At 55.2% G+C, this 20,464-nt stretch carries 12 protein-coding genes; all 12 read left to right on the top strand.

Annotated features, from left to right (window positions below; translation table 11 throughout):
• Window positions 1-96: 96 nt before the first annotated feature.
• The 12 genes from CFLAV_RS31580 (at window position 97) to CFLAV_RS01740 (ending at window position 20,397) form a co-directional block, all read left to right on the top strand.
• The gene (locus CFLAV_RS31580) at window positions 97-5,163 is read left to right on the top strand and encodes a glycosyl hydrolase 115 family protein (protein ID WP_007412854.1); all 5,067 of its coding nucleotides are present in this window, start codon (window positions 97-99) and stop codon (window positions 5,161-5,163) included.
• Between the two features lie 655 nt (window positions 5,164-5,818).
• Complete coding sequence (locus CFLAV_RS01705) at window positions 5,819-7,945, top strand: sensor histidine kinase (RefSeq protein WP_007412855.1); 2,127 nt, start codon at window positions 5,819-5,821, stop codon at window positions 7,943-7,945.
• A complete protein-coding gene (locus tag CFLAV_RS33815; RefSeq protein ID WP_007412856.1) occupies window positions 7,942-8,316 on the top strand; it encodes a response regulator in 375 nt (124 codons plus the stop codon). Before CFLAV_RS01705 ends, CFLAV_RS33815 begins: the two co-directional genes overlap by 4 nt.
• Window positions 8,313-8,579 carry a response regulator transcription factor gene (locus tag CFLAV_RS33820; RefSeq protein ID WP_007412857.1) on the top strand — a complete coding sequence of 89 codons (267 nt, stop codon included), beginning with the start codon at window positions 8,313-8,315 and terminating at the stop codon, window positions 8,577-8,579. The genes CFLAV_RS33815 and CFLAV_RS33820 overlap by 4 nt, the downstream gene beginning before the upstream one ends.
• A 166-nt stretch (window positions 8,580-8,745) precedes the next feature.
• Entirely contained in the window at window positions 8,746-9,111 is a 366-nt protein-coding gene (locus tag CFLAV_RS01715) for a hypothetical protein (RefSeq protein WP_007412858.1), read from the top strand.
• On the top strand, window positions 9,071-12,700 hold the full coding sequence (locus CFLAV_RS31595; protein WP_007412859.1) for a hypothetical protein: 3,630 nt from the start codon (window positions 9,071-9,073) through the stop codon (window positions 12,698-12,700). Before CFLAV_RS01715 ends, CFLAV_RS31595 begins: the two co-directional genes overlap by 41 nt.
• A 44-nt stretch (window positions 12,701-12,744) precedes the next feature.
• Window positions 12,745-12,891, top strand: coding sequence for a hypothetical protein (locus tag CFLAV_RS35360; protein WP_007412860.1), 147 nt, complete (start codon window positions 12,745-12,747; stop codon window positions 12,889-12,891).
• 36 nt (window positions 12,892-12,927) lie between these two features.
• Window positions 12,928-14,652, top strand: a complete 1,725-nt coding sequence (locus CFLAV_RS36045; RefSeq protein WP_007412862.1) for an IPT/TIG domain-containing protein — start codon at window positions 12,928-12,930, stop codon at window positions 14,650-14,652.
• Between the two features lie 20 nt (window positions 14,653-14,672).
• On the top strand, window positions 14,673-16,394 hold the full coding sequence (locus CFLAV_RS01725) for a di-heme oxidoreductase family protein (RefSeq protein WP_007412863.1): 1,722 nt from the start codon (window positions 14,673-14,675) through the stop codon (window positions 16,392-16,394).
• Window positions 16,395-16,455: 61 nt separating this feature from the next.
• Entirely contained in the window at window positions 16,456-18,459 is a 2,004-nt protein-coding gene (locus CFLAV_RS31605) for a malectin domain-containing carbohydrate-binding protein (RefSeq protein ID WP_007412864.1), read from the top strand.
• Between the two features lie 252 nt (window positions 18,460-18,711).
• A complete protein-coding gene (locus CFLAV_RS01735) occupies window positions 18,712-19,554 on the top strand; it encodes a hypothetical protein (RefSeq protein WP_007412866.1) in 843 nt (280 codons plus the stop codon).
• A gap of 81 nt (window positions 19,555-19,635) precedes the next feature.
• Window positions 19,636-20,397, top strand: a complete 762-nt coding sequence (locus tag CFLAV_RS01740; RefSeq protein WP_007412867.1) for a prepilin-type N-terminal cleavage/methylation domain-containing protein — start codon at window positions 19,636-19,638, stop codon at window positions 20,395-20,397.
• Window positions 20,398-20,464 lie beyond the last annotated feature (67 nt).

Consider the following 20,464-nt stretch of genomic DNA (forward strand, 5'->3'; position numbering starts at 1 on the left):
CAATTGCGTTCACATAATGGCAAAACGAATATGCTTTCGGCTTCCCAAGATAAACCGCAGTTACCATTTCTGACCGTTTAAAGATGGCCATCGATCATGTCTAAAGTGTGTCAACAAGAGGGGACGGTCAACTCGAGCTTCGTCCGTATGCGGAGGGCAGTCGGATCCCTTCTGGCGACTGGACTCGTTCTGATTTTGGGTACCTCTTTGTCGCAGGGAGCGAGTGTCTCATTGAGCCTTTCTGACGCCTTCGGTACATCCAGTTTTAATTCAACCGGGAATTGGAACAACGGAGCTCCTCCGAGTGTCACCAACAGTTATGCGACGGGAGCTTTCGTTCTGCGTTCGCCGCAGGATACGACCTCGTACATATTTGGGGGTGGCTCACTCAGCATTGATGCTGGGGGTCGCTTGCTGATGAAGGGGGCCGGTGGACAGACGCTCACGATTAGCAATCTTATCCTGAACGGAGGAGTGGCGGATTTAGCCAACGCCAGTTCCGATTACTACACAGAAACATTGGCGGGAGGCATTACGCTCCAAGCCGGGAAGCGGAGTTACTTGGGGGCGTTCTCGGGAACGACAGCTTTCGAGACCCTGCTCATCACCGCGCCCATTAGCGGCAGTGGAGATCTTCAGCTTGGCGGAGCCAGTGTGAACGCGGGTGGGGATAATGGCGTAGTTATTTTCGCGGGAACCAATTCCTACACGGGCTCCACCGCCGTGGCCGGCGGAACCTTGCTTATCAACGGTTCCAACGCCAATGGAAACATCATCGTCACAAACGGTGGCACGCTGGGGGGCATAGGCAGCTTCGGCGGATCTCTCACTGTGCTCGCAGGGGGAAAACTCGCGCCGGGTATTCCCTCGCGTGGAGCATTGATGCCGTTGCTTGGCACACTCATAACGGCCAATCCTGCAACGATTGCCAGCACCGCGATGATGAGAATTGACCGCTCGGCAGTCCTGACCAGTGACCGCCTCGCAGCACCGGGATTGACCGTCAGTTCAGGTGCGACCCTGACCGTGACGAATGTTGGGGCAACCAACCTTGTTGCGGGTGACGTGTTCGCACTGTTTAACATGCCAATCAGTGGTTCATTCAGCACACTGAATTTGCCGAAGCTGCCAAACTCCAGCGTGGCCTGGACCAACCGGCTTGGCGTTGATGGAACCATTGCCGTGGTCAGCGTGAATATTCTCGGAATAGGAGCGGCCACTCCGCCACTGCTCGCGACAACCCAATCCACCTTGCTCACAGTTGCAGTAACCCCCGCCGTCGCTCCGCTTAGCACCGGTATCTCGGTCAAAGCAGATTTGACGGCCATTGGCGGTCCCGCCTCACAGACGTTTTACGATGACGCAACGCACGGCGATGTGACGGCAGGTGACAATGTTTTTTCATTTGTTGCGACCGTGTCTTCCAACACGCCTCCAGGCAGTGTGAACTTGAACGCCACCGTGAGCGACGCGCAGGGGCGTAATATGACTGCGCCCATTGCGCTGACGGTGTTGCCGCCTGCGGGGCCGTTTTTCCCTTCAGCTTTTCTGCCGATTTCGGACGCTGGCGCGAGCGGGTCCATGTCCTTGGCATCGGGCGGGCAATTGGCATCCATTTACTACAGCTCGAATGACGCCGCCGTGGTTGGCATTGCTGCCAGCGCCCTGCGTGACGACCTTCAACGAGTCACGGGAATGACGCCGGCTCTCTCCAGCAATGCACCCACGCCAGCAGCCAGCGCAGTGTTCATCGGAACGATTGGACAGAGTGCGCTGATTGATGGACTAATTGGTGCCGGCAAACTCAACCCTGCGGCCATCCAGGGACAATGGGAAGCTTACATGGCCGTGACGGTCACGAATCCCGCCGCTGGGGTGGACCGGGCTCTGGTGATCGCGGGTAGCGATCGACGTGGCACGGCCTACGGCGTATTCGGTCTTTCGGAGGGCATTGGAGTTTCGCCGTGGTATTGGTGGGCCGACGTGCCCGTGGTTCAACGCACGGCACTCTATGTGGGCGAGGGGACCTACATCGAATCTTCGCCGGGCGTGAAGTATCGCGGCATTTTTCTGAACGACGAAGATTTTGGCCTGCTGCCGTGGGCGACCAGCACCTTCGAGCCTGCCAATGGCAGCATCGGGCCGAACACTTACGTGCGTGTGTTCGAACTGCTGCTGCGGCTTCGCGCCAACTACATCTGGCCGGCGATGCATGAGGCCACCAAGGCCTTTTATTTGTTCCCGCAAAACAAGGTAATTGCGGACAACTACGCTATTATTATCGGCACTTCGCATCACGAGCCGATGCAGCGCAACACATCAGAATTCGATACTTCGCTTCTCGGCGACTACAACTACTGGACAAACCGGACCGCCATTTCCAACTTCTGGGACCAGCGCGTGCGCGAAGTGACAAACTACGAAGGCATTTTTACGATTGGCATGCGCGGGTTGACTGACGACGGCATTATTGCCCCCTCGGGCACCAGCAATCAGCAGAAAGCCGATGAACTGCAGAATGCGATCATTCCCGACCAACGCCGAATCCTGGCGCAACGTTTAAATCCCAATCCGGCTCTGGTTCCTCAGGTGTTCGTTCCCTACAAAGAGGCGCTTGTCCTTTACCAGACCGGAATGCAATTGCCCGAAGACATCACTTTGATGTGGCCGGACGATAATCACGGCTACATCCGGCAGCTTTCCACCACGGCTGAAAATGCGCGCAGTGGTGGCTCGGGAGTTTATTATCACCTCTCTTATTGGGGGCCACCCGCGAGCTATTTGTGGCTGTGCAGCACGCCGCCGGCGATGACTTGGGCCGAGATGAGCAAGGCGTGGGATTACGGTGCCCGCAAGATATGGATCGTTAACATCGGTGACCTGAAGCCCGGGGAAATCGGCATGGAATTCTTCCTGCGCCTCGCGCGGAATCCGGAAGCATTCCGCAACTTCAACCAGCACGCCTATCTCACGCAATGGGCCACGCAGAATTTTGGCTCCGCCCATGCGGACAGTATCGCTTCCATACTGGACGAATATTATCGGCTGAACATTGCAGTCCGCCCGGAACATCTCAGCCTTACATCGAGCGGTTTTAGTTTTGTGGCCAATGGCGACGAAGCGCAGCAACGTCTGGATGATTTTGCTGCGCTCCAGGCTTCGGCGGATGCGTTGTTCGCTCAGTTGCCGACAAATCAGCGTAGCGCATTTTACGAGATGGTGCTTTATCCCATCCGGGCAGCCAATCTGATGAATCAAAAGATTCTGCTCGCTGAACGAAGCCGCCTGTGGGCGACGCAAGGGCGTGCTGCCACTGCAACTCTCGCCGCCACCGCCAATGCGGCTTACACCAATATCCAGCTGGAAACGGCCTACTACAACGCGATCAACGCGAATGGTAAATGGAAGTTGATGATGTCCTACAATCCCCAAGGCTTGGCCGTCTTCGGAACGCCAACGGTGGGCAGTTACAGTGCGCCCATGCCTGCTGGTTTGGGGGTGGCGGTGGAAGGTTCTGCCGCTGTGCTCGCTCCCGGTGCTGCCAGTGTGTTGCCAACGTTCAATCCCGTCGCCAAGCAAAGCTACTTCATCGATGTTTTCAACATCGGTTCCAGCGCCATGTCATGGAGCGCTGAAAGCAGCGTGCCGTGGCTCACGCTTTCCCAGACTAATGGCAATGCCGACGCGCGAATCTCAGTAGGGGTGGATTGGGCGAAGGCACCACGCGGGTATGCTGTCCCGGGAACGGTCATGATCCAGGGTGCAGGCACAACAAACTTCGTGTCGGTGAAAGCGTTTTATCCGCTCGATTTGAATCTCGCGACGCTTCCACCAGCGGTGGAGAATAACGGCGTCGTTACGTTCGAGGCGGAGGCCTTCGCGTCCAAACAGGATGCCACCAACGGCGTCGGTTGGCGGGAAATTCCACATGCAACTGTTTCAGGATCCGGCATGGCCATCCTACCCACCACCACCGCCAGTATTGAACTGGCGAACATCTCAAGCAACACGCCTTCGCTCACCTACCAATTCTACACGTTCAGTTCCGGGGCGGCAGTAGTTCAAATGGCCTGCCTGCCAACCCACAAGATCAATTCTGAACATCCAGGTTGCCGTTACGCTGTTTCGTTGAATGGCGATGCTCTCAAAGTTGTGGATATCGATGCGGACGAAAATTCCGCAGCCTGGAGCGCCAATGTCCTCCGGGCGATAGCCTACGGGCGGTCGAGTCACACAATCGCCGACGCCGGGCTGCAAACCTTGAAGGTCTGGATGATCGATCCCGGTGTGGTGCTCGACAAGGTAACCGTCACGATTAACAGCGGAGTGTTCGAGGCTGAGAACTTAGCCATGACAGTATCCGGTGCATTCCACTTGTTTTCAGAATCCGGGCTCAGCGGGGATGGCGCGGTGTCTTTGGACGCAACCAGCGTTGGACCATACATCACGTTTGCGTTGCCGCATCTGGATGCCGGTATCTACGATCTCACGGTGCGGGTCAAAGCGTGGAACAACCGTGGTATCGCTCAGGTCTCGCTTGGCGACAGCGTCAATGGCCCCTTCACTAACATCGGAAGCCCGCTGGATTTCTATACCGCGTCCACAGCCTACACCAACCTCGCCACACTCCGGGTCACCAACTTAACGGCAGGTCCGAAATACCTCACGTTTACGGTCATCGGCAAGAATGCATCCTCCAGCGGGTATGCGATTGTCGTTGATAGCTTCACATTTGTTTCCATCAATTCCGGCAACAACAATTCCGCGCTGCAAAACTGGCGTTTGGCCTACTTTGGCATGACGGACAATTCCGGCGATGCCGCCGACACCGCTGATCCCGACCACGACGGGATTCCGAACTTGATCGAATACGCGACAGGCAGCTATCCGACCGTGACCAACGGCGCATTGCTGTCAGTTGCCATCACGAACAACCGTCTGGCCGTGACTTTCAACCGGGCCAAAGCCGCACCCGATGTCACGATTCACGTGGAGGCAGCCGACACGTTGGATGGCTTGACATTTGGGGGGACGGAAATCTGGTCCAGCGCTAGCGAGCCTTACCTTGGAGGTTCGGCGGCTAGCACACCGGTCACGGCTATTGACACCCAAGGAATGACTAACGCCTCACGTTTCCTCCGGCTAAAGGTGACCACTCAGTAGTCGAAGAATTTCCGAAAAGTCATGCCGTTTCAAGGTAAGCAGTACGTCAGCACTAACTGGCTTTTTTAGCCCTTCCAAGGTGTGTGTAGAACCGGGAGTAAAAGGATTAAAAAGGATACGTTTCGATTAAATTGGGAATAGGTTGGTAGTTGCTGGAAGTAAGGTAAATTGCTCAATAATTGGTGAGCTCCTAGGTCAATTCCGACCCTCGCCTCCAACGCTTGGGCTTCAAATAGTTTTGGAGGGTTCACAGGTTCCATTGCCAGATAAATTGCCAGAGAAAATCTCTGGAGGATGATGATTCGTGCGTGTGCAGTGCAAGTGCGTCGCGAGTTCGCCCACCATCCCTTAACACTCCTGGGGATTGATTGTTTTAGCCTCATAGTGGATTAACCATGAAGCAGCGATTCTGATTTATTAGCGGCCAACGGCATCTTTTTCTTCAGGACTCCGAGATGAAGTAGCGGTCAAAAAACTGCTCCACGCCAAGAACGATGCAGCTGTCAATCCGCTCATGCATCTGGCACTGGGCAAGACCTAACCGCCAAATCGAGGCAAAACCGGATAATGATGATTGACAATTTCCGGCCGCTAGGACAGAGAGAAGGTGAGCCCAAACGTTGATACATACCTATTGCCGGTATGGGTTCTGAAGATGTCAAAAAAATCCGCAGTATCGTTTTTACGCAAGCCGGAACGGCAGCGTTGGCGGCAGTCCATTGCTGCCGCATTTTGCTTTGGAGCCCTTTTGTTTGTTGTCATAGCGCAAACGCCTGCGGAAGAATTACATACCGTGGCAGCGATACGTGGGTTGACCATGGAACAGACACGGCAGAAAATCCCCGTCAGATTGCATGGGGTGGTGACTTTTTTTGATGAGAATCTTTATTCGCGTTTCATTCAGGACGAGACCGTCGGCATTTATCTGCAATTCCCGCTTAATGTCGCGCCGCCCATGCTGGTTCCCGGTCAGTTGGTTGAGGTCACCGGCGTGGCTAGTCCCGGCGAATATGCGCCGGTAGTCTTGGTGGACACGGTGCGCGTGACTGGCAAAAGTCCATTGCCAGTGGCGAAACCGGTGACGTATGAGCAGCTTGCGAGCGGCAAGGAGGACAGCCAGTTTGTGGAAACCGCCGGCATCGTCCGGTCGGTTCGAAAATTGGAAGCCTCCCCCTACCATCAAATCGAAATTGTCACGGGCGGCGGGCGGTTGTTGATTTTCGCCAACGAACTTCCGGTGGAACACCCGGAGGAATTGCTGGACAGCACCGTGCGGGTGCGCGGCGTCTGCTCGACGCTGTTCAATCATCAGCGGCAGCTCTTTGCCATCCGGCTCATGGTGCCGGGCCCAGATGATTTAACAATTATCATTCCGGCGACGAAAGATCCTTTCGCCATTCCCGCGCGCCCCATTGGCAGTCTCCTGCAATTCACGCCGCAAGTAACCTACGGGCACCGGGTGAAAGTTGTGGGAACGGTAAATTACTTTGAACCGGGCACAGTAATTTTTCTTCAGGATGGCGAGCATGGTGTGGAGGTGCAAACAAAGGAACCAGGGCCGTTACAGCTCGGCGACCGGGTTGAAGTGCTTGGCTATGTCAACCAGGGAGATTACACGCCGCTGTTGCAGGATGCGGTTTACCGGACGCTTTCCACCAGCAAACCTCCAACCCCGTCCCAGTTGACACATGATGAAGCCTTGAAAGGCGAACACGACTGTCAGCTGGTTCAAATTGTCGCGCGGCTGATTGACCGGACTCAACACGGCTCTGAGCAGTTTCTGATTCTTCAGGAGGGCAATTTCATCTTTCAAGCCAGCCTCAAACAAAACGGTGGACACGATAACTTCGCCCTGTTGGAAAACGACAGCCGTGTAGCCGTGACGGGCGTTTGCCGGATCGAACGCGGCGAGTGGCAGGCAGGGGAAAACTGGCGGGCAAAATCATTCAGCATCCGGCTGCGTTCACCCGACGATGTTGTCCTGCTGGAGTCTCCGCCGTGGTGGACGTTGAGAAGGGTTTTATGGATCGCCACTGCGCTCGGGTTCGTTACGTTGGCGGCATTCAGCTGGGTGGCGGTGCTACGCCGCCGGGTCACGGAACGCACGCGTGAACTGGAGGTCCAGATCCAAAAAAGGCAGGCCGCCGAGCGCCGGCGCGAAATTGAACAGGAACGGGCACGGGTGGCGCATGATTTGCACGACGACCTTGGTTCGGGCCTGACGGAAGTAAACATGCTCACCACACTCGTCAAAAGCTCGACGACGTCCGCTGACGAAAAGGAGCGTTATCTAGGTGATTTGAGTGAGACCGCGCGGCGCATGGTGAATTCACTGGATGAAATCGTTTGGGCAGTGAATCCGCGCAACGACACCATCGCGTCGCTGGCAAGTTATTTTGGCTCGTATGCGCAGCGGTTTCTGGACCTGGCCTCGGTGGCTTGCGGCTTGGACATCGCGGAGGATTTGCCGGAGCATCCGCTCGATCCCAAATTTCGGCAGGAACTTTTTTTTGCCTTCAAAGAAGCGCTGACCAACGTCGTCCGCCACGCTGGCGCGACACAGGTGTGGCTGCGAATTTCCGTGCGCGCTGACAATTTGTTGGTGGAAGTGTCAGACAACGGACTTGGATTTGATTTGCGCGAACGACAGGCGGGCAGCGACGGCCTCACCAATATGAACGAGCGCATGAAATCGCTCGGCGGGCAATGTGAAATCAAAACTACACCGCAAAAAGGAACAAGCATTCAATTTCGCGCGCCTCTGCCCGGAAAACTCTTATGATCAAAGTAGGCATCGTTGAAGACAATAAAACCGTGCGCGAAGGCTTCGAGACCCTGCTCAATCGCACGCCCGGATTTCAATGTGTCTGCACTTGCGGCACGGTGGCAGAGGCGCTGAAGAAAATTCCCAAAGCTCAGCCGGACGTGGTGTTAATGGACATTCAACTGCCCGATTCCACTGGCGTGGAATGCACCGCGAAATTAAAGGAGCAGATGCCGTTGGTGCACATCGTCATCGTCACAGTGTATGAAGATTCGGATCGGATTTTTCAGGCGCTACGTGCGGGAGCATGCGGTTATCTGCTCAAGCGGGCGCAGCCGGAAAAGGTCATCGCCGCCATTCAGAAGCGCATGAAGGCGGAGTGCCAATGACGCCGGAAATCGCGCGTAAGGTCATCGGTCAGTTTCGCGGCCAGGCGAAAGCGGCGCAACAAGTCGACGACCTTACCGACCGCGAGCGTGAAGTGTTGGAACTCGTCATGCACGGCGACGGCAACAAGGCGATTGCTGAACGGCTCGGCGTGACAGTGGCGGCAGTGAAGTGGCATCTGCAACACATCTACGAAAAGCTGCATGTTCATTCACGGACAGAAGCGGCGCTGAAATTCAAGCAAGGACAGGGTTCTGAAAACTAGCCATTCGGCTAGCTGGGCATCCGATGAAACAGTGTTAGAGTTGAGGACGTTCCATGAAACAAAACTCACCTCAACCAGGTTGTCTATCGGCGTCTACAGCAGACGCCCTAAGGGGAAACTGTGAGCGTGACCAGTAACACCCAGTAACCAAACAGAACTTAAAAGCATGAAAAAAGTAATCATCAGTCTTGCCGCGGTCATGCTGCTCGCGCTTGCCGCGCTGAACGCTCCGGCAGCCCTCACCGCCTACGAACCGTTTAATTACACTACTGGTGGTTTCGCCAACAACACTGCTTCCACCGGTAACGGTTTCACCGGCAACTGGGCGAATGGAGCGGCTGGAACCATTGTCACCGGTTTGACTTACCCTGGCCTCACGGTGGCCAACAATGCTTTAAGTTCCGGGCAGCGGCCGACAAACTGTGAACCTTTCCAGCCCACTCTCCAGTGGCACGAAGTATATCAGTTTTTTATACAGAGCTTCTGGAAACATGGGGGGGAATATAGACGGCGTCTACTTCCCCAGCGGTAATGCCACTTGCCTGTGGTTTGGCTTCGGTCTGGGGCCATTCTCCGGTACGCAAGGACAATTGGGGCTGGGTTCCGTCACCACCGCCGGCACCGCTCCTACAGGAGCAACCTCACTAACTCAAGTGGGACTCGGAAACTATGCATCCACTTATCTTGTCGTATTGAAAATAGATTTCGACACGTCGGGAGTCAACGATACGGTCACGGTCTATACCAATTCGTTGGCCAATGCGGCCGCGCCCGGAATTGCCGCCGCCGGAACCCTGACCACTTATGACGTCGGGACGATTTCCAAGATTGGTTTGAATGTTCAGGGTGGTGCGACCATCACAGTGGATGAGATTCGTGTTGGTGACACTTACGGTGATGTTGTGGGTTATGCGCCGGCGCCGTCTGCCCCGACGGGATTGGCGGCAATTCCGGGTGTCAATGCTGTCAGTTTGAGCTGGGATGCAACCAGCGGTGCCACCGGCTACAAAGTCTTGCGCGGCACGAGCCCGGGTGTTTACACGGTCACCAACAGTGTAGCGTCCAACACCAACTACGACAACACGACGGTTGGAGGGACAACTTATTTTTACGTGGTCCAAGCCACGAATGCCTCCGGTGCCGGCGCCAATTCCTCCGAAGTCAGCGCGACGCCCATGATTGCCTTGCCCGGTGTGCCTGCCGGGTTGACTGCCATTGGAACCAACGGTGCCGTCAGCTTGAGTTGGAGCGCCGGCACGGGGGCTGCCAGTTACAATGTGAAGCGCTCGACCACCAGTGGAACGGAAGTCCTCATCGCCAACACGGGTTCGACCAGTTACTCCGATACCGCTGTGGTCAACGGCACGCAATATTTCTACACGGTTTCCTCCACCAATGCGGCTGGTGAGAGCGCCGATTCCTCCGAGGCAAGCGCCACGCCGAATGTTCCGCCTGCAGCGCCAACCGGTCTCACGGCCACTGCGGGTAACAGTCAAGTATCCTTGTCCTGGACTGCTTCGACAGGAGCCGCCAGTTACAACATCAAGCGCTCGACTACCAGTGGTTCAGGCTACAGCACAATTGGCACCGCGAGCGCGCCTACGGTGGCCTATACCGACTCAACGGCGGCCAAATTCAACCAATATTACTATGTTGTTTCCGCTCTGAATGCTTATGGTGAGAGCAGCGACTCCAGTCCGGAAGCCACAACCACGCCGACCGGAACCTATGGACCCAGCGCCTACGAGTCGTTTAATTACGCCATTGGGACTTTGGCGAACGGCACTCCCAGCACGGCCACCGGTTTCACCGGCAATTGGAATGTGTCGGGCAGCCCCAGCATCGTCGCCGGGTTGACCTACGCCGGCCTGCCGACGAGCGCCAATGCCTACCAACATGCCGCTGCCGGCGCGCAAACCGTGGTGAATTTCGCCAGTCCGCTTTCCAGTGGCACCAAGTTTATCAGCTTCCTATTTAAGGGCAGCGGCAATTCCGGCGGCGACACTGTGGGTGTCTACTTCAAGGGCAACAACGCCAACAGTCTTTTCGCCGGCTTCCGTGTTCCAGATACAGGAGTTACCACCGGCTTCGGGCTGGGCACGGTGAACAGCACCACTCTTGCTGGCGCCAGTGCCTTGGGGAGTGTCGTGAACATCAACAATACCGCCGTGCATCTGATCGTGTTGAAAATTGATTTCAACACCTCGGGTGTGAACGATACAGTTAGTCTCTGGATAGATCCGCCAGCCGGTGTGATCATTCCTGGAGTGGCCGCAAACGTTGTGAATAGCACGTTCGATGTCGGCACCATTTCTGCAGCAGGGATTAACATCACAGGCGGCTATAATCCTAAATTAGATGAAATCCGCGTTGGCGACGTCTATGGCGATGTGGTGGGGTATATTCCAACGCCTGACGCTCCGACGGGATTGGCAGCGATGGCTGGTGTGAACGCCGTGAGCCTGAGCTGGAACGCCGGGAGTGGGGCCACTGGCTACAATGTCTTACGGGGCACGAGCACGGGTGTTTACACGGTGACCAACTCTGTGGCGTCGAATACCAACTATGACAACACGGCGGCGGGAGGAGTGACCTATTTCTACGTGGTGCAGGCCGTGAATTCCTCCGGGGCCAGTGCAAATTCCTCAGAAGTGAGTGCGACTCCCACCATCGCGCTGCCCGGCACGCCCACCGGATTGGCCGCTGTTGGAACCAATAGCGCGGTCAATTTGAGCTGGAGTGTGGCCTCGGGTGCTATCAGCTACAACGTGAAGCGCTCGACCACTAGTGGAGCGGAAGTGACCATCGGCAACGTGGTCGGGGCCAGCTATTCCGATACCGCTGTGGTCAATGGCACGCAATATTTCTATACTGTTTCTTCCACCAATACAGCAGGTGAGAGTACCGACTCTTCCGAAGTGAGTGCTACGCCGAATGTGCCGCCTGCAGCGCCAACCGGTCTCACAGCCACGGCGGGGAACAATCAGGTGTCCCTGTCCTGGACTGCTTCTGCAGGAGCCGCGAGTTACAATATCAAGCGCTCGACCACCAGCGGCACGGAAGTGACCGTCGCCAGTGCGGGTTCGAACAATTACATCGACACGTCGGCGATCAAATTCACGCAGTATTTCTACACCGTTTCCGCCGTCAACGCCTACGGCGAGAGCAGCGACTCCAGCCCGGAAGCCACAGCCACCCCGACTGGAACTTATGGACCCAGCGCCTACGAGTCGTTTGATTACGCCATTGGAACTTTGACGAATGGCACCCTCAGCACGGCGAGCGGGTTCACGGGCAATTGGAGTGTGTCGGGCAGCCCCAGCATCGTCACCGGGCTGACCTATGCCGGCCTCCCAACGAGTGCCAACGCTTACCAACATGCCGCTGCTGGCGCGCAAACCGTGGTGAATTTCGCCAGTCCGCTTTCCAGTGGCACGAAGTATATCAGCTTCCTGATGAACGGCCCCGGCGGAGATCCTGGAGCCAACGCTTGCGGCGTCTTCTTCAAGGGCAACAATGCCAACAGTCTGTTTATTGGTTTCGAAGTTCCCTTCAGCCCGACGCTAACTGGTTTCGGGTTGGGAACCGTCAACAGCACCGCTCTTGGTGGAGCCGGGGTTTTGGGGAGTACTACCGCCATCGACAATACCATTGTGCATTTGATCGTGTTGAAAATTGATTTCAACACCTCCGGTGTGAACGATACGGTCAGTCTCTGGATAGATCCACCAGCCGGTGTGATTAGCCCTGGGGTAGCTGCCAACGTGGTGAACAGCACCTTTGATGTGGGTACCATCTCCGCGCTGGGAGTTAATATCAACGGTGCCTTTCCGATCGGTCTCGATGAAGTTCGCATTGGCGATGTTTATGCAGACGTGGTCGGTTATGGCCTGACTCCGCCAGTGTCGCCGATAATCACTTCGAGTGTCTCGGGCAACCAGCTCACCCTCTCCTGGCCATCCAGCAACCTTGGCTGGTACTTGCAATCGCAGACCAACAACTTAAGTGCGGGCATCAATACTAACTGGGTGGACGTGGCCGGCAGTCAAACTGGCACCAATTCGGTGATCACCATCGATCCAGCCATGCCGACAATGTTCTTCCGTCTCCGTTCACCGTAATGCAACGTTTTAAAGAAGGTAAATAGCCAGGATTGTTAATTTTAATGAAACAAATACCCATCATGCGTTTGCTGGCGGCAGCCTTGATGCCCGCGAATGAGGGCTTTGAATCGGGCTCAGTCATCTTAGGCATTACTGTCAGCAAATGGCTGGTGACAAGATGGTGGGGATTCGTATCATTGGCGGGCTAAACCAAAAATGGCCTGTGCAAAACCAGAAGTATTTTAATGAAGACCAAGGTTAAGAGAATTACAAAGTTAATTGGCGCGGCGTTTTGCCTCGCCACAGTGACCAGCACGGGCTATGGGGGCTTAAGCGCTTACGAGCCATTTAATTACACCACCTCGATTCCCAGTGGCACGGCCAGCACGGCCAACGGGTTCACCGGAAATTGGACGTGCGGAACTACCCCGACAATTACCGGCGGTCTGGCCTACACCAGCCTGCCAACGGCGAATAGTGCTTTGAGTTCCACCAGCGGCCGGCAATTCGAGAATTTCTCGACCCCGCTCTCCAGTGGAACAAAATGGATAAGCTTTATGCTTAGCCAGGCGGGAAATAACGGCGGAAACAGTTGCGGCATCTATTTTCCCAATGGCGGCACGGGCCTGTTTTTCGGCTTCGGTTTGGCACCCTTTTCTGGCAGTCAGGGAGGTCTTGGTTTAGGCTCGATAACCACCACGGGCACTACCACCTCAGGGGCAGCTAATCTGGCAAGTTCCTTTCTCGGCAACTATGGGACTAATTACCTGGTCGTGCTGAAAATTGATTTCAACACGTCTGGTAACAACGATACCATCACTGCTTATATCAACCCGACGGCCAATTCAGCCACGCCAGGCGTGACGGCTACTTATACCGTCACGACGTTCGATGTTGGAACCATCACCGGGATTGGGTTTCAAAATGCCGGTGGCGGCTTTGCCATTAAGGCCGATGAGATTCGAGTGGGCGATACCTATGCCGATGTAGTGGGCGGCGGCGGGGTGACACCAGTCGCACCGGTCATCACCGGCGTTGCTCCAGGAACTGGATTGACCAATGGCGGCACGTTGGTGACTATCACTGGCTCCAACTTCCTGGCCGGGCTTACGGTCAAATTTGGCACCAATGCCGGGAATGGTATTTCGCTGACAGACTCCACAAACATTACGGTCAACACACCAGTTGGCGCGCCAGGCGCTGTCAACGTGGTGGTTGAAAATCCTGGCGCGCTCTCGGCCACGAATGTGAATGGGTTCACCTATGTACTGCCAACGCCGCCACCACCGCCGCAGCCGGCGGCCATCGTTGCGGGCAGCGTGGTGAACTCCGGTTCGAGTCTGAAATTCGTTTGGAAGGGTGGAACGAACACTTCCAGCGTGCTGTTAACGTCCACGAATTTAGCTCCGGGCTCAACCTGGACTCCAGTGGCAACCAACATGTTTGGTGCGGACGGCTTGTCCACCAACATCATGTCCATCAATCCAGGCGAACCGAAACGGTTCTACGGTTTGGCTATTCCGTCTGACATCGTCATTGTGCTGGCGCCAACCGGTTTGCAAACTATTTCGTCGGGATCGACCAACGCCATCGGTCTGGCCTGGACAGCCAGTTCCACCGCCAGTGTGATCGGCTATCGCATTTTCTATGGTCTTGACAGCGGTAGTCTTACCAATTCAACCGACGTTGGAAATGTAACGAGTGCCAATATCTCCGGTCTGATACCAAGTCAGACCTATTATCTGGCCGTTGTCGCTCTTACTGCCGGTGGTCAGAGCTCGCCGCTCGATGCCATCATCACGGCGCAAACTGATACGAACACCGGCATCGTTACGCTCTTCAACGCCTTTACGCCACTCGAGGCGCCGACAACTGTTGACACTACCAATGCGCTCATCACCTATCTTGCTGATCGCGCCCGTGACCGGCATGCACGGGAAAGTCAGTTCAGTCTCTACGACACTACTTAAGTTGGTATTGGGAACAGCGCGTGGCAAACATCCAGATCATTGACCACGTTGCGAAAGGCGGGACGGACATCATCTTCAACTACACCACCCAGGCCGAGCTAAACCCGGCCGAGTTCCGGACGTTTTTCCGCGGCATTACTACAGTGGCCGAGTACAATAACAATCAGACGGCGACTCTCATTTCCACCAACGCTTCGGACACACCCGGTGAAACCGACTTTCATTATACCGCCACCATCAACGCCAATGCCCAGTTCAACCGCCCGTTACATTTGGGCGACCGGGTCGAAATTGAAATCAGTCAGTTCCTGTTGGCTCCCCGGCACGGACGAGACAACTACTATGGCACCGTGCTGCTCTACATTGTGGGGCAGGGGATAGTGCCGTGGGCGGAAGGACAGGATGTTGGCCTTACTGGAGGCGTCATCGGGAGCGTTAACCAGAATCTCGATTCCTACCCGCTGTCAACGAACGCGTGGCTCGGTGGACAAACCACGTTGCCTTATCAATATTCTGCCGAACCACAGCATCGCTTCAAGGAGACCGCCGGGAACATCTCCCCGTCGAATGCCCTGCCATTCATGCTCGGTCGACGGCTGCATCACACCGACTTTGGCGATGGCACGCATTCAGAGCCCGATAATCCGGTGTTTACGGAACAAATTGGAAAACTTGGGCCGAAGTTCGTCAATCGTAGTTGCGTTGCGTGCCACGTTAACAATGGCCGTGCACTTCCGCCAGCCATCGGTACACCGATGCTCCAGTCCGTAGTGAAGGTGGGCAGCGATGCGAATGGCTCGCCGCATCCGACACTTGGTGCCGCGATTCAGCCGCAGTCCACGAGCGGCCCGGTTGAAGGCACCGTCACAATTGCCAGCTACACGACCAACAATGCACAATACGGTGACGGCATCCCCTATTCGTTGATCAAACCGAGCTACTCTTTCCAAGGCACCACGCCGACATTCTTCTCCGTGCGCCTCGCTCCGCAGCTTGTCGGTCTCGGCCTGCTCGAAGCTGTGAGCGAAAGCACCATCGCTTCGTTAGCCGATCCGGACGATGCCAACGCGGACGGCATCTCTGGCCGCATGCAAACTGTGACGGATCCGGAAACGGGCCAGCAGCGACTTGGGCGGTTCGGCTATAAAGCCGTAAGGGCACGGGTCAGACATCAAATCGCCGGCGCTCTCAACAACGACATGGGGGTGACAACTCCGGTGTTCCCAATTCTCGATGACGAAACCACCGCCGGAACCCCTGAACTCACGACTGACGACCTCGATAAGATGAGCCGTTACGTCGCGTTGCTCGGCGTTGCCGCCCGTCGCGACTTGACTAATGCCCAGGCCCTGCAAGGCGAGCAACTTTTCACCAGCGCCAATTGTGCGAAGTGCCATACACCGACTCTCACTACCAGCCCGTATCATCCAATGACCGAGCTGCGCAATCAGACCATTCATCCCTACACGGATCTGTTGTTGCATGATCTGGGTCCCGGTCTTGCGGACAACATGGGTGAATTCAACGCCACCGGTTCCGAATGGCGCACGCCGCCGCTTTGGAGCATTGGCCTGACTGCCGGAGTCAGTGGAGGCGAAGCGTATCTCCACGATGGTCGCGCCCGCAGCCTTGAAGAAGCCATCCTTTGGCATGGTGGCGAAGCTGAAGCCTCGAAGGAAGCCTTCCGCACCATGTCAGCAGCCGATCGCGCCGCACTTATCAAGTTCTTACAATCGTTGTGAGCAACAAGTTGGCTGACGTGTTAGCCCTGGATGCAGCCAGACGGTCCTGAGTGCAATCGAAATGAAACGGAAATTGAAGAAGCATATATCGCGGAGTGTTCGATATGCACGATATGCATTATTGGCGTTGATGCTGGCATTTCCGTTTGCTTGTCAGGCCGGCTGGCAACTTGTTTGGAGTGACGAATTCAATCAAGTCGATGGCAGTTCACCCGCGTCTACCAACTGGACTTATGATGTTGGCAACGGCAATGGTGGTTGGGGAAACAACCAGCTCGAATACGACACGTCCCGGACAAACAATGCCCGGATTCAAGGTGGGCAACTGGTGATCGAAGCCAGGCAGGAGAACACGAATGGCTTTAATTACACCTCGACCCGCATGAAGACTCAAGGTAAGTGGTCTTGGACTTATGGCCGCATCGAGGCGAGCATCAAGCTTCCAAAAGGTCAGGGCATCTGGCCCGCATTCTGGATGCTCGGCGCAAACATCGATTCCGTGGGTTGGCCCAACTGTGGCGAGATTGACATCATGGAAAACATCGGTAATGCCGGCGACCAGGGCACCGATCACGGCACGATTCACGGCCCGCAGTCTGGTTTGCCGGCGAATTGTGGGGGAGACTATAACTGTTACAGCGGGGTGGGGGGGACTTATACGATGCCTGGCGGAGCCAGGCTTTCCGATGGCTTCCACGTTTTCGCCATCGAGTGGACCACCAACCAAATCAAGTGGTACTGTGACACTAATGTGGTGTTCACGGCCACACCCGCCAGTCTGCCCAGCGGTGGAACCTGGGTCTTCACGGCACCGCAATTCTTGATCTTAAATCTTGCCGTCGGCGGCAACTGGCCCGGAAATCCGGATGGCACGACTGTTTTCCCTCAGCAAATGTTGGTGGATTATGTCCGCGTTTATAGCTTTGTGCCCGCAGCTCCGGACGCACCGACCGGATTGACCGCCAGCCCAGGGAATGCCAAGGTCTATTTGAGTTGGGATGTCTCGAACTCCGATGCGACCGGTTACATTATCAAGCGGGCGGCGGTGAGCGGAGGATCTTACATCACAGTAGGCACTACTTCCACGAACAATTTCACTGACTCTGGTGTCTTCAATTGCTCGACCTACTACTACGTGGTGTCGGCGACCAACTCCTTGGGCGAGAGTATGAACTCCAGCGAACAAACCGCCGCGTTGGGTGAATTCGCCCTGGCCGTGAACTCGGGTGGCAGCGCTGTTGGACAATTCGGGGCAGATGCCTACTTCACGGGCGGCACCCAGGCCGGTTCTACAACCGCTGAAATTGACACCTCCGGCCTGGTCGCGCCGGCGCCGCAAGCAGTGTATCAGACCGAGCGTTTTGGCAACTGTACTTATACCTTCACCGGCCTGACATCCGGTTTGAATTACAAGGTGCGCCTTCACTTCGCCGAGTACTACTGGACAGCAGTTGGACAACGGCGCTTCAACGTCTCCATCAACGGAACACAAGTTCTGACCAATTTTGACATCCTTGCCGTGACTGGCGCGCAATACAAAGCAACGATTCAGGAATTTACAGCCACCGCCAATAACGGGCAGATCACTGTGCAATACACGACCGTCACGGATAACGCCAAGTCCGGCGGCATTGAAATCCTCCTTGCCCGGACGGCTACCCCGACCGCGAGCAACAACGGCCCGATTTGGACGGGAATGACCTTGAACCTCACCGCCTCGACAGTTTCCGGTGCGACTTACCACTGGACTGGACCCGACGGCTTTACTTCCACGAAACAGAACCCCTCCATCGTGAATGCCTCGACCAAGGCCTCCGGCCTTTACAGTGTGACTGCGATAATTGGCACCTGTGCTTCAACCCCGGCCACCACCGCGGTAACCGTTAATCCGCCAGCCAGGCTGACCATTCAGTCTTTGGGACAAAACTTAACTATTGGCTGGCCCGCAGGCGTGCTCCAATCAGCCACCAATGTCAGTGGTCCCTGGAGCAATCTGAGTGTCGTAACACCTCTCAATACCAACGCGACAGCGACACAACAATTCTACCGCCTTAAACTGCAATGAGAAGATCAGATCAGTCGTCGGTGCAGTGGCAGTATCCAAATAGCAGCTTATCCAAATCTGCGAAAACTGCGAGTGTGAATGTCTATGAAAGCCGAGCTGAAGTTCAGATCGGCATTGAGCTCAATAAACTAGCCACTCGGCTAGCTAGGCACTTTAGCGGTTCCTGTTAAGTTCAACCTGTTACCCAATTGCTGTCAATGCCAACAACTGCCGCGATTTTGGCGACGACTGAATTAATTTAAAAAAATAATTATGAAATCAAAGAAATCACTAGTCAACTGCATGGCTGCTTTCACCCTCATGGGTGTTGCCCTGAGCGCCAAGGCTGATACAACCTTCACCGTTGATCCCGGGGCGGCCTGGCTCGGATACATGAACGTTTTTGAGATTCCGGCAAACGGCGGAGGTTACGTCTTTGGCAGTGCCTGGGGGACAGCTGACTTGGTGGCAACATTTTCAGGCAGTACATTGACTCTCGCCCCAAATAGCGTCAATGATACCAACTCATTTTGGTACACCCCCAGCGGCATGCCGGGAGCAGTCGGCAATAAAACCATGGATGCGAGCATGTATGTGGAGTCCAGTGACGGCAGTTTGGGCGGGCAAACCATCACCTTCACTGGCCAGGTATTAACCAGCACTTTGACCACGAATACCGATTACACCTCGGTGGCATTCATCAAGGATTTTGCTCCCGACTTTTCCTCTTCCGTCAGCACAACCATTCCTCTGACGAATGGAGTGTTTAGCATCAGCCTTGCAACCATTAACGACCCCACTCGCCATGTGCAGTATGGTTTCGAAACCATTGGTCCCGATGTCTGGAGTACGGATGTGGGCAACTATGGTGTCGTGAAAATTGCACCCGTCTCGAACACGCCAGCAGCGATGGCTATCACTCCCAGCCTTGCAGGTGCAAACTTGAATCTCTCGTTCCCGACCCAGAACGGATTTGCCTACACCGTTCAATTTAAGACCAGTGTAACTGATGCTTCATGGTCAATGCTGACTGTTACAAACGGGACGGGCTCAACTGCTGTCGTGACCGATACCCATGCCAGCTCTGGTCGGTTCTATCGACTGTCGATTCAGTAATATGCCGGAAATGTCAGGAGGATCAGCCTCCATAAAACAGATGAACCCAGGTTGCCCGGTGTGGGCTTAAACAGAAGTAAAATGAAAACTAGTATTCGCAGGGCTAAAAGGGGTTTTACGTTGATTGAACTGTTGGTTGTCATCGCCATCATCGCCATCCTTGCCGGCCTTCTGCTGCCCGCGTTGAGCAAGGCAAAAGAAAAGGCCAAGGGCATTGCCTGCACCAACAACAATAAGCAGATTGCCTTGGCCATCATGATGTATGCAAATGATAATAGCGAGTTTTTGCCTCCGTTGAATGACAGGAACTTCGCTACTCACACTACAAACTGGTGGTTTCGGTACCTCGACCAGGGCAACTATCTCACGAGCGTCTCAACCTCAAACAATATCTGGCGTTGCCCGGCGGTGATGGATAAGGACATTGTGTCTTCCACGGTTGCTTATTATAATTCTCCCTGTGAAGGTTATGGCCCGCTAGAGGATACCAGCAGCCCGGCAAACGGGGTGATTCGATATTATCTGGATCTCTCCGGTAACGTTCAAGGAAGCCGAAGAATGAACACAATAGCGCGGACCAGTCAGATCTGGTTGATCGGGGATGTGGGATCCCCCAAAACCGGGGGCAATCTAAATCAGCAGCCCGTCGCTTATTACACGGATATCTCGCTAATAAAGCCGGTGATTGGTTCGGGTTGGACAACTGTTCCTTCTTATAAACAAGCTGCCTGCCGACATAATGGGCGTGCCATCTTCTCGTTCTGCGATGGACATGTGGAAAGTTGGAAGTGGTCGGATTTGAGTAAGGACGTCAACGATGTCTTCGCCCTAAACTCCTTTTAAGGATTTTTCGCAGCGAAAAAAATATTCCCATGTGGAGAGGATTCGATGGTAGATTCCAATCGGCCAC

The sequence above is a fragment of the Pedosphaera parvula Ellin514 genome, assembly GCF_000172555.1.
Lineage (GTDB): Bacteria > Verrucomicrobiota > Verrucomicrobiia > Limisphaerales > Pedosphaeraceae > Pedosphaera.

Excerpts from the sequence above, each read along its gene's own strand:
- CFLAV_RS31605 (WP_007412864.1), top strand. The coding sequence starts at position 16,456 with ATGAAACGGAAATTGAAGAAGCATATATCGCGGAGTGTTCGATATGCA.
- CFLAV_RS01740 (WP_007412867.1), top strand. The coding sequence starts at position 19,636 with ATGAAAACTAGTATTCGCAGGGCTAAAAGGGGTTTTACGTTGATTGAA.
- CFLAV_RS33820 (WP_007412857.1), top strand. The coding sequence starts at position 8,313 with ATGACGCCGGAAATCGCGCGTAAGGTCATCGGTCAGTTTCGCGGCCAG.
- CFLAV_RS31595 (WP_007412859.1), top strand. The coding sequence starts at position 9,071 with ATGGGGGGGAATATAGACGGCGTCTACTTCCCCAGCGGTAATGCCACT.
- CFLAV_RS35360 (WP_007412860.1), top strand. The coding sequence starts at position 12,745 with ATGAAACAAATACCCATCATGCGTTTGCTGGCGGCAGCCTTGATGCCC.
- CFLAV_RS36045 (WP_007412862.1), top strand. The coding sequence starts at position 12,928 with ATGAAGACCAAGGTTAAGAGAATTACAAAGTTAATTGGCGCGGCGTTT.
- CFLAV_RS31580 (WP_007412854.1), top strand. The coding sequence starts at position 97 with ATGTCTAAAGTGTGTCAACAAGAGGGGACGGTCAACTCGAGCTTCGTC.
- CFLAV_RS01735 (WP_007412866.1), top strand. The coding sequence starts at position 18,712 with ATGAAATCAAAGAAATCACTAGTCAACTGCATGGCTGCTTTCACCCTC.
- CFLAV_RS01705 (WP_007412855.1), top strand. The coding sequence starts at position 5,819 with ATGTCAAAAAAATCCGCAGTATCGTTTTTACGCAAGCCGGAACGGCAG.
- CFLAV_RS01715 (WP_007412858.1), top strand. The coding sequence starts at position 8,746 with ATGAAAAAAGTAATCATCAGTCTTGCCGCGGTCATGCTGCTCGCGCTT.
- CFLAV_RS33815 (WP_007412856.1), top strand. The coding sequence starts at position 7,942 with ATGATCAAAGTAGGCATCGTTGAAGACAATAAAACCGTGCGCGAAGGC.